We start from the raw sequence: 14,069 nt of genomic DNA, 5'->3' as shown, positions 1-14,069 counted from the left end.
TCAGGCGGAGGCTCCGCTGCGGCGGCGGAGGGCGGCGCGGTAGAACCGCACCATCTCGGCGGCCGGGGGCCGCTCGCTCGCCATGGTGGCCGAATCCACCCGTTTGGCGGCACGATGGTGACGCCACGACTCGTCGGCGCAGCGATGGTCCCAGCCCGCGGCTGCCGCAGCCTCCAGGGTGCGGCACCAGCCGATCAGCTCCCGGTCTTCCGATCGACCAGCCCAGGTGACGATGCGGAACCAGATCTCTGGCTTGTTCGGATCGCCGAACGCGAACAGCCGCACCACTCCGTACGGCTGGCCTGTCTTGCCTTGACGGAGCACCCATTCGCTGGCCTGCGCGTTGATGACAGGATGCCACTGGGCCACTGCTCTCCTTCTCTGGTGGTCGGCAGCCCGGCCCGCTGCAGTGACAGAGTATGAAAGGCCCCCGACATCGCGGGTGGGCGATCGGTCAGGTGAAGAGGCGGATGAGCGCGGCCACGACGGCCGCCACCGGCACCACCACGATGAACGGCACCCGGAGGGCGTAGAGACCGGCGGCGATGGCGATGGCCGGGATGCGTGCGTCGAGCTGCAGCCCCTGGCCGGCGCCGACGGTCTGAACGCAGATGAGGGCGGCGAGCAACGCGGCCGTCAGCAGGTCGCTCACGCGGGCCACGGTCGGGTGGTCCAGGGCTTTCGGCGGCACGAGCCAACCGACGACCTTGAGCGCGAGCACCGCGATGGAGGCCAGCAGGATGATGTTCCAGGTGCTCACGGCTCGACCTCCCGCTCCATCGGCACGGCTTCGGGGTGCGGCGGATCGTCGCGCCGGCCGAAGAGGTTCAGCACGCCGACGACGATCGCGACGGCCGCCGCGGCGAGCACCGGCAGCCCAGGGGTGAGAAACGGCGTGAGCAGCGTGGCCACGAACCCGGCCGCAACAGCGACCGCTTGCGTCTGACGCGCCTTCAGCCTCGGCCAGAGGAGGCCGAGGAAGGCGGCAGCGGCAGCGGCATCCAGACCGTACGCCTTCACATCGCCGATCAGGTTGCCGAGCAGCGCGCCGGCCAGGGTGGTGAGGTTCCAGCCGACGTAGACGACCAGCCCGGTCGTCCAGAAGCCGACGCGTTGCGCGCCCGGCTCCAGCTGGGCCGTCGCCACCGCCGTCGATTCGTCGATGGTGAGCTGCGCGGCAGCCGCCCGGCGCCAGAATCCTCGACCCACCACCCGCGACATCCGCAGGGCGTAGAACGAGTTGCGCACGCCGAGAAGTGCCGCGCCCGCGATGGCCGTGCCGCCGCTGGCCGCGCCCCCCGAGGCCAGCACGCCGATGAGGGCGAACTGGGAGCCGCCGCTGAACATGACGAGGCTCAGTACGCACGTCTGCCAGACGTCGAGACCGGAGGCCGTCGACAGTGCCCCGAACGAGATGCCGTAGGCCGCCGTGGCGACGCCGACCGCCCAGCCGGAGCGGGCGGCGGCGCGCTCCCCGGCGGTTCTGCTCATCCGATCATCCTCGACGCCCGCGCCCGAACGGCGCAAGTCGTCAGGCGAACAGTCGGTCGACGAGGCCTTCGGCGGTGTCGTCGGTGAGGGTCCAGGGCTGGAAGATCACGCGGTAGATGATGGGGGCGATCACGACGTCGACGATGTCTTCGGCCGTGATGCCGACGGCTCCCGCCCGGTCGACGAACATCGAGGCCTCGAGCCGCCGGTTGCGCAGGCAGTCCGACTGACGGTCGCCGGCGTTCGAAGCGCCGCCGCGGAGGAGGGCCGCGTTGACGGGCTTGCGATAGTGGGTGACGATCTCGCGCGCCCACTCGGTGAGGTCGCCCTGGAGGGTGCCGCTGGCCGGGAGGGGTCGCTCGGGGTCGAGACGGTATGTGGCGATGTCGTTGAGGAGCGTGGGCAGGTCTCCCCAGCGCCGGTAGATGCTCGTGGGATTGACGCCGGCGCGCTCGGCCACCATGGGCACGGTGACGCGATCGCTGCCGCGTTCTTTGACGAGCTCTTCGACGGCGGTGCGAACGTTGTGGATGACTGCGGCGCTCCGCCCACCCGTCCTCTTCGACGGAGTGGTTGTTGTTTCCATGCGTCTAGCTTAAAGCAAAAATTGTTGCTTTTGAAGAGCAGGAGGTCTAGCATCGCTAAAGCAATCATTTTTGCTTTAGGAGACCTGATGTCCACACTCGAAGAAACCGACTCGCTCCCCGCCGTGATCACCCGGCCGCGACGCACACTGCGCCCGCTCCCCGCCTTCGTCGGCGCTGCCATCGCATTCGTCGCCGTCTCGTTCTCGGTCGGCGCGCCGAGCCCGCTCTTCGTGCTCTACCAGCGCGAGTGGGGCTTCGCCGACTGGATGCTGACCGTCGCGTTCGCGATCTACGCGATCACGCTGCTCGTCACACTGCTCGTCGCCGGTTCGCTCTCCGACCACATCGGTCGCCGCCCCGTGCTCATCGGGGCGCTCGCCCTCGAAGCGGCGGCGATGCTCTTGTTCCTCTTCGCCTCCGACATCGGCTGGATCGTCGTCGCCCGCGCCGTGCAGGGTATCGGCACGGGAGCCGCGATGGCCACATTCAGCGCCTCTCTCGTGGAGCTCGCTCCGGAACGGCACAAGAAGCTCGGCGCTGTCATCGGCAGCACGGCCCCGCTCGGTGGCATCGCACTCGGCGCCATCGTCACCGGTCTCGTGGTGCAGGTCGCCGCCCAGCCGACGGTCTGGGTCTTCTCAGCGCTCGTGCTCATCTTCGCGGCCGGCGTGTTCGTCGTCGCAGGATCACGGGAGACCGTCACGCGCCGCCCCGGTGCCGTGCGCTCGCTCGTCCCGAGGCTGCTGGTTCCCCCGGCGGCCCGCCGCGAATTCGTCGGCGCGCTGCCGTTGTTGGTCGCGTCCTGGATGCTCTCTGGGCTTTTCATCGGCCTCGCGCCGTCGATCGTTCGCGGCGTGTTCCACGTCGAGAGCGGGCTCGTCAACGGAACGGTCGTCGGGCTCGCACCGGCGATCGGCGCGGTCGCCGGGCTCGTGCTCAGCCGCTTTCCGGCACGGGTGTCGACGATCTGGGGGCTGGCGGTCGTGATCGTCGGCGTCGGCCTCACGGTGCTGTCGGTCACGCAGGGGATGCTGTGGCTGCTGTTCGCCGCATCCTTCGTGGGAGGCGCGGGATTCGGCGCAGCGTTCTCAGCGACCATGCGCATCCTCGCGCCCTTGGCTCCCGCCCATCAGCGCGCAGAGATGTTCGCCGGGGTCTACCTGGTGAGCTACCTCGCCTACGGCGTTCCTGCGCTGGCCGCGGGCGAGCTCATCGGGGTGATCGGGCTCACGTCGACGGTCGTCTGGTACGCGACGGCGATCGCTCTGGTCGCCGCCGCCGCGATCGTCGCTCAGCTGATGCTGGTCAGACCACGTCGATGAGAGCCTTGCCGACCAGCCCGTTCTCCACCGCGTCGTGGGCGGCGGCGGTGTCGGCCAGACCGAAGCGGGTGATCGGCAGCCCGTGCTCCGAACCGACGGGAAGAGCCCCGTCGGCGACGGCGGCTGCGACGGCTCGCACGGCGGCATCCTTCACATCGGCCGGCGTCGTGTAGGTGAGCACGAACTGGTACCGCAGGTTCTTGGTCATGCTCGGTCGCACCGGGACCTCCAGCTCGGCGGGCGAGTCGGCGTAGATCGCTATGGTCGCGTCGTTGGCGGTGACCTTCGTGTTCAGGTCCGTGTTCGCACCGGGATTCACCTCGACCACGATGTCGACGCCGCGCGGCGCCAGCGCGCCGACGGCCTGGGCGACATCCTCGTCGCGGTAGTTCACCACGTGATGCGCGCCGGCGGCCTCGGCGAGGAGGGCCTTGTCGTGGCTGCTGACCGTTGAGACGACGGTGGCCCCGGCCCAGACGGCGAGCTGGATGGCGGCGTGGCCGACAGCGCCGGCCCCGCCCGCCACGAGAACGGTGCGTCCGTCGAGGGTTCCCGGCGCGAGCTGCCGCGGCGCGTAGTCGTACGACGTCAGGGCTCGGTGGGCGGTGAGCGCGGGGATGCCGAGGGACGCGCCCACGTCGAAGCCGACGTCGTCGGGCAGCTTCACGGCCTGCCGGGCCGGCACGACGGTGAGCTCCTGGGCGGTGCCGTCCTGACGCTTGTACGCCGCATCCCACACCCAGACCCGGTCGCCGACGCTGAGGCCATCGACACCGTCGCCGACCTCGTCGACCACCCCGGCGCCGTCCTGGTTCGGAACCTGCGGACGGGGGAGCGCCGCGCCGTCGCCGGAGCCGCGCCTCGCCTTCCAGTCCGTCGGGTTGACGCCGGAGACATGGATGCGCACGCGCACCTCTCCGGGGCCGGCGTGCGGCTCCTCGCGCTCGCCGAGCGCAAGCACATCAGACGAACCTGTGGACGAGTAGCTGACAGCCTTCATGCCCCCAGCCAACCACTCCCCGCGTCGATGTGTTCCACGAGAGGTGCCGAGTGTGCGCCATCCACCGGGAATGGGCGACATTTCGCGACTCTCGCGGATTGGGGTTGGGGAGGGGGAGCCGGGGTCAGCCGGTGGCGCAGCCGCCGGAGCCGATGGGCGCGGAGCCGACCGAGTTCAGCACGGGGCGCAGTTCGTTGAGAGTGAGCGCGTATCCCGTGTCGGGGTCGACGCTGGAGCGGGCGAAGACGATGCCGACCACGTCGCCGTCGGTGTCGAGCAGCGGGCCGCCCGAGTTGCCCGGCCGCACCGACCCGCGCAGCGAGTAGATGTCGCGGTCGACGGTTCCGCTCTGGTAGATGTCGGTGCCGCGGGCCGTGACCCTGTCGCGCACTCGCTCGGGGCTGATCGTGAACGGACCGTTGCCGGGGTAGCCGGCGGCGTAGGTCGGAGCGCCCGAGGTCACATCGTCGCCGATGTCGAGGGCGGGGGCCGAGAGGTCGGTGACGTCGAGCACGGCCAGATCGCGCTCGGGGTCGAAGGCGATGAGCGTGGCGCGCACAACGTGGCCGGAGCCGGACTCGCGCACGGCGATGGCGGAGGCGCCGGCGACCACGTGCGCGTTGGTGACGACCCGTCCGCGCTGCACGACCCAGCCGCTGCCCTCGGAGTCGACGCCGCACTCGGGCTTGGAGGCGAGCACCGTCACCACAGATCTCTGCGCGTCATTGACGGCGGCGGGCACCGTCGGGTCGGGCGGCTGAACCGTTTTGATCGACTCGTCGCCCTCGAACACCTTCGGCAGCCCGGCGCCCGCGAGTGCGTCGTCGACCGCTCCCAGCACCGTCGACGACGGGATGGGCGCGATGGCCTCGAGGGTGGCGACGACGCGGGATGAGCTCGCCGCCTGCACGAACGTCGCCAGATTGGTGGCGAAGGCGAACCCGGCGAGCAGCCAGACGACCACGGCCCACGTGAGCAGGCCGAGCGCACCGCCGACAAGGGTGTCGAGCCAGCGGATCGGTCCGTGTCGCAGCACTTTGCCGACGAGCCCTGCGATGGCGGCGGCGATCGCGTAGGCGACCGCAGCGCACGCCAGGATGACGATGGCGGCGACGATCGACCGCTGCAGGATGCTTCCCCACCCGGCCGACGCCAGCCAGGCCACGACGAGCGGCGCGAGGGTGAGCCCCAACCACAGCCCGAGGCCCAGGCCGACCAGCGAACCCGCTGCGCGGATGGCGCCGTGACGCCAGCCGACGACGATGGCGACGATGGCCAGCACCACCAGCACGACGTCGACAACGAGTTCCACCAGGCAACAGTGCCTCACCAGCCTGGACGGCGGCTCAACCTCCGCTGCACGACGCTCGCACCCCTTACAGACTCGAGCCACCCGGTCTACCGTTCGCGTTGCGACAGACAGGGCGAGACACACGGTCTCGCCAAGGAAGCGCGGACGAAAGGATGCACGCATGAGCGACGACCAGAAGCGCCCCGACCTCGACGAGGGTGAGCACGAGATGACGAGTGCCGACTTCACGGCGTCCGACCCGGAACACGGCCAGGAGAGCGAGCCGTCGCAGCAGCACCACCACGACGCTGAGACCGAAGAGGACACGGCGTCGGGCGGCGCCCCGGACTGAGCGTCCGACCGACGTATGAACAGGGTGCGCGGCCGCTCGGAGCCGCGCACCCGGTTCGCTAGAGGGTGCCGTCCTCTTCGTCGCTGTCGTCGACGGCGGCCGGATCGGGAAGGCTCGCAGGAGCGCCGACCGCTTCGCGCGGATCGATGGTCACGGCCACGGCTCTTTGCTCCTGGGCATCCTTGTCCATGCGCGTACCGTACTCCCGCCCGCACCGCCTGCCAAGCATCCCCGGCGGAGCATTCGCAACGGGCTTGACTGACACCGGTCTCCGCGTACGGTCCCCGCCATGACAGATCAACTCCACTTCCAGAACCCCGTCGACCGTTTCCCCTCGTTCGAAGCGCCCAAGCAGGATCAGCCGGCGCCCGGTCTCGACGACGAGCTGATGCCCCAGGCCGATCATGGAGAGCAGAGCTACCGCGGCACGGGCCGGCTGGAGGGCCGCCGCGCCCTGGTGACGGGCGGCGACTCGGGCATCGGCGCCGCTGTCGCGATCGCCTTCGCGCGCGAGGGAGCCGACGTGGCGATCGGATACCTCCCCGACGAGGAGCAGGACGCACGCGACGTCGTGAAACTGATCGAGGAGGCCGGTCGTACGGCGGCCGCCCTGGCCTACGACATCACGACGCCGGAGGCTTCGCGCGCTCTCGTCGCGGATGCGGTGTCGGCCCTCGGCGGTCTCGACATCCTGGTGAACAACGCCGGGCAGCAGCAGTTCTGCGAGAAGCTCGAAGACCTGAGCGACGAGCAGTTCGAGGAGACCTTCCGCACGAACGTCTCCGCGATGTTCTGGATCACGAAGGCGGCGCTGCCGCACCTTCCCGCCGGATCGACCATCATCAACACCACCTCCATCCAGGCGTATGCGCCGAGCGGAATACTCGTCGACTACGCGAGCACCAAGTCGGCGATCAACAACTTCACCAAAGGGCTGGCCGAGCAGCTCGCGCCTCAGGGCATCCGCGTGAACGCCGTCGCTCCCGGCCCGATCTGGACCCCGCTGCAGGTGTCGGGCGGTCAGCCGAAGGATGCTCTGCCCGACTTCGGCAAGCAGACCCCGCTCGGGCGTGCCGGGCAGCCGACCGAGCTGGCGCCGGCCTACGTGTTCCTGGCCTCTCCCGAGTCCAGCTACGTGATCGGCGAGACGCTCAACGTGAACGGCGGCATGCCCACGCCGTAGACCGCTATCCCCGCCGAGTCCGCGCCCGTCTGTGAGGCGGACTCGGCGGGGGCGGGGTCAGACTCCGCTCGGTTCGTCGGGTTTCGACCCTCGGCGGCGGCTCGTCAGCACCACGATCAGCACGCCGATGATGGCCAGCACGACGATGCCGACCGCGATGCCGATCACGAGCCCGAGATTGTTCGAGTCACCCGCTTTCGCGATGGGCTTGGATGACCCGGCGCTCTCGGTCGGGACGACCCCCGCGGCCGGATCGGTGGCCTGGGTCGTCACCTCGCCCGACGGTGTCGGCGCGGCCGATGACGTGCCGCAGGCGGACGACTCGGTGCCCTCGGCAGGGGTGGCGCCCGCCGGCGGCTGGTACGAGAAGGCCAGGGAGTTGGACACCGTGTGGCCGTCGGCCGACACGATCTGGTACGTGATCGTGTACTTGCCCGCCCCGCCGAGGGCGACGGGAGCCGACACGGTCGTGTCGGCGGTGGTGGCGCATCCGGTCTCGAAGTGGCGGGTGGATGCGTCGGGCCCCGTCACGGTGACGAGCGAGCTGGAGCCGTCGCCCGACAGGTCGAGCACGCGATCGTTGAACGTGAGGCTCACCTTGTCGAGCGCTGTCGACACCGTCGAATCCGCTGCCGGGTCGCTGCTCACGAGGTAGTCGTGGGCCGTCGCGCCGGCGGCCGGCAGCAGTGCGAGTGCTGCGGCGAGGCCCAAGGCGGCGATGGATGCGCCGAGGGCGCGTGGCCGGATCATGCGTCCACCTTGCCACGCCCACGGCGGGTCGCGGCGAACACGGCGACGACGAGCGCGATCGCGCCGAGAGCCAGCCCGCCGATGCCGAGGCCGATGGCCACCGCATCCGAGGCGCTGGTCGACGACGCTGCGGTGGGTGCCGGGGTGTCGGTGGCGACCAGGGCCGCACCGCCGTCTTCTGCCGGGGGAGCGTCGTTGATGTAGAGCGTGGGGGCGGGGTGCTCCGGCTCCTTGCCCGAGGCGGGTGTCGCCTCCGACCAGTCGACGACCGAGCCGTCGGAGTAGGTCTGGTGCGCCGGGAGAAGCACCTTGCCGGTGTCGGGCACGGCGCCGGCGGAGATGGTGAAGAGCTGGAATTGGCCCGGCTCGACCGCCACGCCGCTCTCAGCCGTCCAGGTGACCTTCACGGGTGCTTCGGTGATGGCTCCGTCGTCGGTCTTCACCGGCTTGGCGAGCTTCTCCGTGTCGACCGTGGTGGTCCAGCCCGCGATCGGCTGATACGAGACGGACGTGAAGGGAGTGTCGGTCGGGAGGTCGACCACGAGCTCGACCGTGCCGGCCGTGGCCGATTCGGTCGGCACTTTGAAGGTGAGCGTCGTGTAGCCGCCGGCGGCGGCCTGTCCTGGGTCGACGCGCACGTGGGCGCTGGCCGCAAGCGGTGCGGCGATGAGCAGCATGGCGGTGGCGCCGGCTGCGATGGAGGCTGCGAAGGTCGTTTTCTTCATGGGATGTCCTGAGGTCGAAGTCGTGGGGTCGCGGCGGACCCGGTGGATGCGGTGGCGCGCGCAGACGTACGCGCCCCGGGCATCCGGATGAGCGACGTCAGAACGCGGCGATGGCCGCCGGTGGTCCGCGGTGTCTTAGGCGGCCGAGCGGGATGCCGAGGTCGCGCAGACGCGACGGCTCGGCGCCGGCGACCGCGGCGGTGCGGTGGGGAGCGAAGACGGGGAGCACGACCGAGGCCGCCGCGAGCAAGAGGCCGGCGACGCTGCGCACGACCAGGCGCGCGCTCTCGAGGAGGCCCCAGAACGCGCGCTCGCCGAAGGTCACTGCCACGACCGTCACGAGAACGGCGCTCGCGTGGGCGGCCCACATCCCCGCGTCGCTCGGCAGTATGCCCATGTCGGCATGTGTCACATTCGGCGCCCCGGGTGCGGCCGACATGACCAGCGCGGCTCCCGAGTGCAGGTGGTTCGGCATGGCCGAGCCGTCGCTCGACGCGAAGGTCGCCGTTCCGCCGCCGAGCGCGAAGAGGAGGTGGAACAGGAACTGGCTGATGGCCACCGATGCCGTCAACCGCCAGAGCGACAGGCGACGCGCAGTCAGGGCGATGGAGGCGAGCGTCGCGAAGGCGAGGCTCAGCGCGATGGCGATCGGGCCGGGAGCGGCTCCGCCGCCGGCGACGTGGAAGAGCGCGGCGACGAAGATGGCCGCCGCGGATGCGAGCAGCCCGCGGATGACGCGAGCCCACCTCGATCCCATGACGCTCCCATCGTCGAACCGGCTTGTGCTCGCAGTTCGTACCAAGTCTAGGAGTCGGATGGGTGCGGACGCTGCCGGAGGATCACGGCGGCCGCTGCGGATCAGTGCAGCAGTTGCTGCCAGTCGGCCGGAACCCGCCCTTGGGGCCCAGGAGCCGGCTGGCTCTCCGGGTGATTCTGCGGGTCGCAGAGGGCGGGGCCGTCGAGCATCTCGCCGCTCTCGTAGCTATAGAACCAGGCCTCGCCGGGCTCGAACGACTGGATGACGCTGTGCCCGGTCTCCCTGGCGTGCGCAGTGGCGTGCTGCGAGGGGGAGCTGTCGCAGCATCCGATGTGCCCGCAGGCCGTGCAGCGCCGGAGGTGGAACCACCAGCCGTCGTCTTCGGAGCATTCGACGCAACCGGAGCCGCTCGGTGGAACGGAGGGGTCGATCATGGTCTGTTCGGGCACGATGCAATTGTCGCCGTCCGCGTGGATTCGCGCCAGACCCGTATCCTACGAGAAACCCCGGCCCGACCGGGGTGATGGGGCAGTGAAGGAGATCTCATGCCGAGAGGGGCGAATCTTCCGGTCATCGCGGCGTTCAACGAGACCGTGCTCCTCGACGCGATCCGGCGTTCGAGCACAGGGATGAGCCGGGTCGAACTCGTCGGGGCGACAGGGCTGTCGGCGCAGACCGTGACCAATGTCAGCCGGCGGCTCCTCGGCCACGGCCTCATCCGCGAAGCGGGAAGCGCGCCGGTGGACGGCCCCGGCAAACCGAGAACCATCCTCCAGCTCGAACCGACGGGGTCGTATGCGATCGGCGTGCACCTCGATCCGACCGTGATCACGTGCGTGCTGCTCGACCTCGAGAGCACGGTCGTCGAGCACATCCGCCGCCCGGCTCCGGTGTCGGGGGATGCCGCCGCGACGGTGGAGATCACCGCCGCGGCGATCGAGGAGCTGCTCGAGACGTCGGGGGTCGACCGCGACCGCTTGAGCGGCATCGGCGTCGCGGCGCCCGGCCCGATCGATTCGCACACCGGGGTCGTCGTGCGCCCGCCGCTCGTTCCGGGATGGACGGACTTCCACCTCCGCGACGAGCTGACGGCCGCGACCGGGCTGCCGGTGCGGGTGGCGAAAGACGTCACTGCTGCGGCGCTCGCCGAACGGTGGCGGGATCCGGCGGGCGCGAGCGGCAACTTCGTGTTCCTGTACTACGGCACCGGGGTCGGCGTCGGGATGGTGCTGGCCGAGCAGGTCTACACGGGAGCGACGCAGAACGCCGGCGATGTCGGGCACGCGATCGTGAACCCCGACGGGCCGCGCTGCTACTGCGGCCGCCGCGGCTGCTTCGGCGAATCCGTTCGGCCGCACCGGCTCGTGGTGCAGGCCATCCAAGACGGCGTGATCGAAGCGCCGCCGGGCACCGAGTTCACCGGCGGCCCGACCGGCACGGAACCCGAGTTCGACGTCGAGACGGTCGAGGAGCTCTTCACCGCGCTCATCCGGGCGGCGGACGACGGGGATGCGGCGGCCGAGCGCATCCTCGACCGCTCGATCCGCGACACCGCGACCTACGTGTCGAACCTGGCCGCGCTGCTCGACATCGACCGTGTGGTGTTCGGGGGTCCCTCCTGGAGCCGGCTCCAGAGCCGCTACCTGGAGCAGCTTCCGCAGCGGATCGCCGAGATCGACATGGGCATCCTCACGCACCCGGTCAGCATCGCGGGCAGCGCCATCGGCGACGACGTGGCCGCAGTGGGCGCCGCCTGCCTGGTGCTCGACGCCACGTTCTCGCCGCGCTCGACGCTCGCCTGAGCCGGGTAGGGCCTCCGGACGCGGGGAGTGTCGTGAACCTTCTAATGCACGAGATTCACGAAGGGGCGATCCTTCCTTCCTCGATACTTGCGCTCGTGTATTGGTGCGTTGGACTGTTGGTGCTGCTCGGAGGTGTGGCTGCACTCGTTTTTCGAGGCCGACTGTTTGCGCGAATCCTGCGAAGGCAGCGCGAACTGTTCGGGCCGCGAGCCGAAGGGTATGTGCGCGGGCAACGGCTCTGGGGAATCACCGCAGCCGCAATTCTGACGATCATTCTCGGAGTGCTCATTTTCGTCGGGGGCTTCAGCCGCTGATGACGCCGCCCGCCTGAGCCCCGCATCCGGCGCCGATCGTCGCCCTATGCTGTTCGTGACCCCAGCCAGCTTGGAGATGACACGTGTCGACTAGCGCACCCGACCCCCGGCGCTCGTTCCACGACGGGCGTGACCCCCTGCCCTCCGACCCACCCGAAGCCGACGATGTGCGTGCGCGCGTGGACTCGAGCGTGCGGCCACGGATGACGGCGTTGATCGCCGCGGGCGAGTATTCGCTCGCCTCCGATCTGGTGCGCGAGAACTGGTTCGACCTGCTGCTCAGCATCGACGAGCAGATGGGTCTCGAGATCGAGCGCATGCCGGCGGCGGCGCTGCGCGAGCACCCGCTGCTGATGATGCTGCTCGGGCTGATCTACAACGTCGTCCCGCACCGCCGGGTGAAGGGCCTGCGCTACTTCGTCGGCGCCGCACGCGCCGCGCGCACAGTGCGTCGCGACATCGACCCGGTCGACCGGGCGCTCATCCTCGCCAGTGAGAGTGCGGCCTACCGGCTCATCGGGCGCCCGAGTCTCGGCGTCAAGCCGGCCAGGGCCGCCGTGCGCGCCCTCGACGGCCTCACCGGCGCGGACCGACAGTCGGTGCAGGCGCTCTCCCGCGTCTACTCGCACGTCGGCACCACGCTCTACTACGCCGACCAGGTGGACGACGCGCTTGACACGTTCGAGAAGGGCCTGGCCGAGTCGCCGGAGACCGGATACTCTCCGGGCTTCGGAAACCTGGCGATGCTCGCCGGAATCCACGCTCTGCGGGGCGACCTCTCCGAGTCGGAGGCCTACCTCGAACTGGCCCGCGACGGTGAGTGGACGGCGATGCAGAAGTCCTGGTATCCGGGAACCTTCTATCGCGTCGCCGAGGCGGTCGTTGCGCTCGAACGTTTCGACGCCGTCGAGGCCCGCGAGCAGCTCTCCGCCATGGTGCACGACCGGCGAACGATCGAGCACTGGATCGCCATCGCCCGCGTCGAGGCGATGACGGAACTGGTGGCGGGCCGGCCGGCCGTCGCCCTCGCAGAGCTCGACAGCTTCGCGGCGATGCGCGCTTCCGAAGGGCGTTCGCCGACGGCGCGCGCGGCGCTGGCGCCGACGAGGGCCATGCTCCAGCTCGCCCTCGGCAACCCGGATGCCGCCGACGTGATCGTGCGACGGGACGTTCCGGCCGGTCCTGCCCGCCACCTCGCCAAGGCGCGGGTCGAGCTGGTGCTCGGGCACCATGGCGCGGCATTGCAGGAACTGCGCAACGTGAAGGGTTCCGCACCCACCTCCCGGGCCGCCGCGGAGGCCCTGGCGCTCGAGGCGGCTGCGCTGCTGCGCTTCTCCGAGCGGACGCGCGCCCGTGCCGCCGTCGAGCAACTCGGCGCGGTGCTCGAACGCAACGGGCAGCGTCTCGTGCTTGCCCTGCTCCCCCCTCGTGATGTCGAGCGGCTGCTCGGCGCGCTGGCCGAGGCCGGCTACGGCCACCTCACCGACGGGCTCGACGTGACGTCGCTGCTCGCCGACGCCGACCCGGGAACGGTGCTGAGCGAGCGGGAGCTCGCCGTGCTGCGGGCCCTCGAACGCACCCCGTCGGTGTCGGCGATGGCCGCAGAGCTCGTGGTGTCGACGAACACCGTCAAGACCCAGCTGCGCAGCGTGTACCGCAAGCTCGGCGTCACCAGCCGCGACGAGGCGATCGCGGTCGCCATCGCGAGGCACCTGCTCGTGCCGAAGGAGCGCGAGTGAAGGTCTCGACCCGCAACCTCCTGGTGATGGCCGCCCTGGGAGGGCTGACGGCGCTGGTGCTGCTCGCCCTCATCCCGTTCACCGGCGCGCTCGCCGCGTTCGCGCCGCCCCTCTACGCGCTGGTCGTCTCGGTCTACAGCGTGCTGCCGTTCCTGGCCAGGCGCCTCCTCGGGTTCGGCATCACGGCGACCCTGGTGTCGTTGTTCGCCGGGCTGCTCACCGGAGCGTTCACGCCGATCGGCTACCTGGCTCTGGTGCCGCTGCTCGCCGGGAGTCTGGCGTTCGATCTGACCGCCACGCTGCTGCTGCGCGCAAAGCGCGTCGACCGCGCAGGGGCGGGCCGGCCCGCCGGATGGGTGTGGGTGGTGGCGGCCGCTGTGTCGGGGGTCGCGCTCTTCCTGGTGTCGCTGCCGGTGTTCTCCTCCGACGACCTCGTGCCGGGCGTACTCCTGGCGACGTCGGCCGCCCGCGTGATCGGGCAAGTGTGCGCCGCTCTGATCGCCGGCGTGCTCGCGCGCCGTCTCGCCCGCGCCGGCCTGGCACGCACGCACTGACCGCCCACCGGCCACCGCCCGGCGCCGATCGCCCGGCGCTGCCCCCCAGGTCGGGCGCCCGTGTGCCCCGCCCAGGGGTGATTCCCGCAGCCGGGCGACGCGTTCGAGCCCCACGAAGGTGATTGCGGGGTGAAAACCGCTCTGCGGCGTGGCCCCGACCGGTAGTTGTAGGGGTGGCCTGGCTCTCAACCCGCGATTTCGC

General features: G+C 70.5%; 17 protein-coding genes. 6 read left to right on the top strand and 11 right to left on the bottom strand.

What is annotated here, in order from left to right; all coding sequences use genetic code 11:
- The 4 genes from ACFVWR_RS02835 to ACFVWR_RS02820 all read right to left on the bottom strand — a co-directional run bounded on the left by ACFVWR_RS02835 (position 1) and on the right by ACFVWR_RS02820 (position 2,077).
- Positions 1 to 369, bottom strand: coding sequence for a hypothetical protein (locus tag ACFVWR_RS02835; RefSeq protein WP_387207770.1), 369 nt, complete (start codon positions 367 to 369; stop codon positions 1 to 3).
- Positions 370 to 454: 85 nt separating this feature from the next.
- Positions 455 to 760, bottom strand: a complete 306-nt coding sequence (locus tag ACFVWR_RS02830) for an AzlD domain-containing protein (protein ID WP_387207768.1) — start codon at positions 758 to 760, stop codon at positions 455 to 457.
- A complete protein-coding gene (locus ACFVWR_RS02825) occupies positions 757 to 1,491 on the bottom strand; it encodes an AzlC family ABC transporter permease (protein ID WP_387207766.1) in 735 nt (244 codons plus the stop codon). Before ACFVWR_RS02825 ends, ACFVWR_RS02830 begins: the two co-directional genes overlap by 4 nt.
- 40 nt (positions 1,492 to 1,531) lie before the next feature.
- Complete coding sequence (locus ACFVWR_RS02820; protein ID WP_387207764.1) at positions 1,532 to 2,077, bottom strand: TetR/AcrR family transcriptional regulator; 546 nt, start codon at positions 2,075 to 2,077, stop codon at positions 1,532 to 1,534.
- 87 nt (positions 2,078 to 2,164) lie between these two features.
- Here ACFVWR_RS02820 and ACFVWR_RS02815 point away from each other — a divergent pair, with 87 nt between their 5' ends.
- The gene (locus ACFVWR_RS02815) at positions 2,165 to 3,400 is read left to right on the top strand and encodes an MFS transporter (protein WP_387207762.1); all 1,236 of its coding nucleotides are present in this window, start codon (positions 2,165 to 2,167) and stop codon (positions 3,398 to 3,400) included.
- On the opposite strand, the gene ACFVWR_RS02810 is transcribed toward ACFVWR_RS02815, so the two are convergent.
- Both ACFVWR_RS02810 and ACFVWR_RS02805 read right to left on the bottom strand, forming a co-directional pair.
- Positions 3,384 to 4,400 (bottom strand): NADPH:quinone reductase, encoded by a 1,017-nt coding sequence (locus ACFVWR_RS02810; RefSeq protein ID WP_387207760.1) that lies wholly within the window; start codon positions 4,398 to 4,400, stop codon positions 3,384 to 3,386. The two genes, ACFVWR_RS02815 and ACFVWR_RS02810, sit on opposite strands and share 17 nt — an antisense overlap.
- A 124-nt stretch (positions 4,401 to 4,524) precedes the next feature.
- A complete protein-coding gene (locus ACFVWR_RS02805; RefSeq protein ID WP_387207758.1) occupies positions 4,525 to 5,712 on the bottom strand; it encodes a MarP family serine protease in 1,188 nt (395 codons plus the stop codon).
- Between the two features lie 160 nt (positions 5,713 to 5,872).
- On the opposite strand from ACFVWR_RS02805, the gene ACFVWR_RS02800 reads away from it, so the two are divergent.
- Positions 5,873 to 6,043 carry a hypothetical protein gene (locus ACFVWR_RS02800; protein WP_387207756.1) on the top strand — a complete coding sequence of 57 codons (171 nt, stop codon included), beginning with the start codon at positions 5,873 to 5,875 and terminating at the stop codon, positions 6,041 to 6,043.
- Between the two features lie 58 nt (positions 6,044 to 6,101).
- Here ACFVWR_RS02800 and ACFVWR_RS02795 read toward each other — a convergent pair whose 3' ends face one another.
- On the bottom strand, positions 6,102 to 6,233 hold the full coding sequence (locus ACFVWR_RS02795; RefSeq protein WP_387207754.1) for a hypothetical protein: 132 nt from the start codon (positions 6,231 to 6,233) through the stop codon (positions 6,102 to 6,104).
- Between the two features lie 99 nt (positions 6,234 to 6,332).
- Between ACFVWR_RS02795 and ACFVWR_RS02790 the strand changes: the two genes are divergently transcribed.
- Positions 6,333 to 7,226 carry an SDR family oxidoreductase gene (locus ACFVWR_RS02790; protein ID WP_387207752.1) on the top strand — a complete coding sequence of 298 codons (894 nt, stop codon included), beginning with the start codon at positions 6,333 to 6,335 and terminating at the stop codon, positions 7,224 to 7,226.
- A gap of 57 nt (positions 7,227 to 7,283) precedes the next feature.
- Here the strand turns inward: ACFVWR_RS02790 and ACFVWR_RS02785 are convergent, their stop codons facing one another.
- From ACFVWR_RS02785 to ACFVWR_RS02770, 4 genes are all read right to left on the bottom strand, one after another.
- A complete protein-coding gene (locus ACFVWR_RS02785; protein WP_387207750.1) occupies positions 7,284 to 7,976 on the bottom strand; it encodes a copper resistance protein CopC in 693 nt (230 codons plus the stop codon).
- Positions 7,973 to 8,701 (bottom strand): YcnI family protein, encoded by a 729-nt coding sequence (locus tag ACFVWR_RS02780; protein ID WP_387207748.1) that lies wholly within the window; start codon positions 8,699 to 8,701, stop codon positions 7,973 to 7,975. The genes ACFVWR_RS02785 and ACFVWR_RS02780 overlap by 4 nt, the downstream gene beginning before the upstream one ends.
- A 97-nt stretch (positions 8,702 to 8,798) precedes the next feature.
- Entirely contained in the window at positions 8,799 to 9,458 is a 660-nt protein-coding gene (locus tag ACFVWR_RS02775) for a hypothetical protein (protein ID WP_387207746.1), read from the bottom strand.
- 101 nt (positions 9,459 to 9,559) lie between these two features.
- Complete coding sequence (locus tag ACFVWR_RS02770) at positions 9,560 to 9,892, bottom strand: UBP-type zinc finger domain-containing protein (RefSeq protein ID WP_387207975.1); 333 nt, start codon at positions 9,890 to 9,892, stop codon at positions 9,560 to 9,562.
- Between the two features lie 111 nt (positions 9,893 to 10,003).
- Here ACFVWR_RS02770 and ACFVWR_RS02765 point away from each other — a divergent pair, with 111 nt between their 5' ends.
- The 3 genes from ACFVWR_RS02765 to ACFVWR_RS02755 all read left to right on the top strand — a co-directional run bounded on the left by ACFVWR_RS02765 (position 10,004) and on the right by ACFVWR_RS02755 (position 13,867).
- Positions 10,004 to 11,260, top strand: a complete 1,257-nt coding sequence (locus tag ACFVWR_RS02765) for an ROK family protein (protein ID WP_387207744.1) — start codon at positions 10,004 to 10,006, stop codon at positions 11,258 to 11,260.
- A gap of 397 nt (positions 11,261 to 11,657) precedes the next feature.
- On the top strand, positions 11,658 to 13,313 hold the full coding sequence (locus ACFVWR_RS02760; protein WP_387207742.1) for a response regulator transcription factor: 1,656 nt from the start codon (positions 11,658 to 11,660) through the stop codon (positions 13,311 to 13,313).
- Entirely contained in the window at positions 13,310 to 13,867 is a 558-nt protein-coding gene (locus ACFVWR_RS02755; RefSeq protein WP_387207740.1) for a hypothetical protein, read from the top strand. The genes ACFVWR_RS02760 and ACFVWR_RS02755 overlap by 4 nt, the downstream gene beginning before the upstream one ends.
- The last annotated feature ends 202 nt before the right edge of the window (positions 13,868 to 14,069 follow it).

The organism is Leifsonia sp. NPDC058292, from assembly GCF_042880955.1.
GTDB lineage: Bacteria > Actinomycetota > Actinomycetes > Actinomycetales > Microbacteriaceae > Leifsonia.
This window is presented reverse-complemented; position numbering and strand designations above follow the sequence as displayed.

Coding starts and splice junctions, on each gene's coding strand:
- ACFVWR_RS02775 (WP_387207746.1), bottom strand. CDS start 9,458: ATGGGATCGAGGTGGGCTCGCGTCATCCGCGGGCTGCTCGCATCCGCG.
- ACFVWR_RS02795 (WP_387207754.1), bottom strand. CDS start 6,233: ATGGACAAGGATGCCCAGGAGCAAAGAGCCGTGGCCGTGACCATCGAT.
- ACFVWR_RS02825 (WP_387207766.1), bottom strand. CDS start 1,491: ATGAGCAGAACCGCCGGGGAGCGCGCCGCCGCCCGCTCCGGCTGGGCG.
- ACFVWR_RS02820 (WP_387207764.1), bottom strand. CDS start 2,077: ATGGAAACAACAACCACTCCGTCGAAGAGGACGGGTGGGCGGAGCGCC.
- ACFVWR_RS02765 (WP_387207744.1), top strand. CDS start 10,004: ATGCCGAGAGGGGCGAATCTTCCGGTCATCGCGGCGTTCAACGAGACC.
- ACFVWR_RS02815 (WP_387207762.1), top strand. CDS start 2,165: ATGTCCACACTCGAAGAAACCGACTCGCTCCCCGCCGTGATCACCCGG.
- ACFVWR_RS02770 (WP_387207975.1), bottom strand. CDS start 9,892: ATGATCGACCCCTCCGTTCCACCGAGCGGCTCCGGTTGCGTCGAATGC.
- ACFVWR_RS02790 (WP_387207752.1), top strand. CDS start 6,333: ATGACAGATCAACTCCACTTCCAGAACCCCGTCGACCGTTTCCCCTCG.
- ACFVWR_RS02785 (WP_387207750.1), bottom strand. CDS start 7,976: ATGATCCGGCCACGCGCCCTCGGCGCATCCATCGCCGCCTTGGGCCTC.
- ACFVWR_RS02810 (WP_387207760.1), bottom strand. CDS start 4,400: ATGAAGGCTGTCAGCTACTCGTCCACAGGTTCGTCTGATGTGCTTGCG.
- ACFVWR_RS02800 (WP_387207756.1), top strand. CDS start 5,873: ATGAGCGACGACCAGAAGCGCCCCGACCTCGACGAGGGTGAGCACGAG.
- ACFVWR_RS02780 (WP_387207748.1), bottom strand. CDS start 8,701: ATGAAGAAAACGACCTTCGCAGCCTCCATCGCAGCCGGCGCCACCGCC.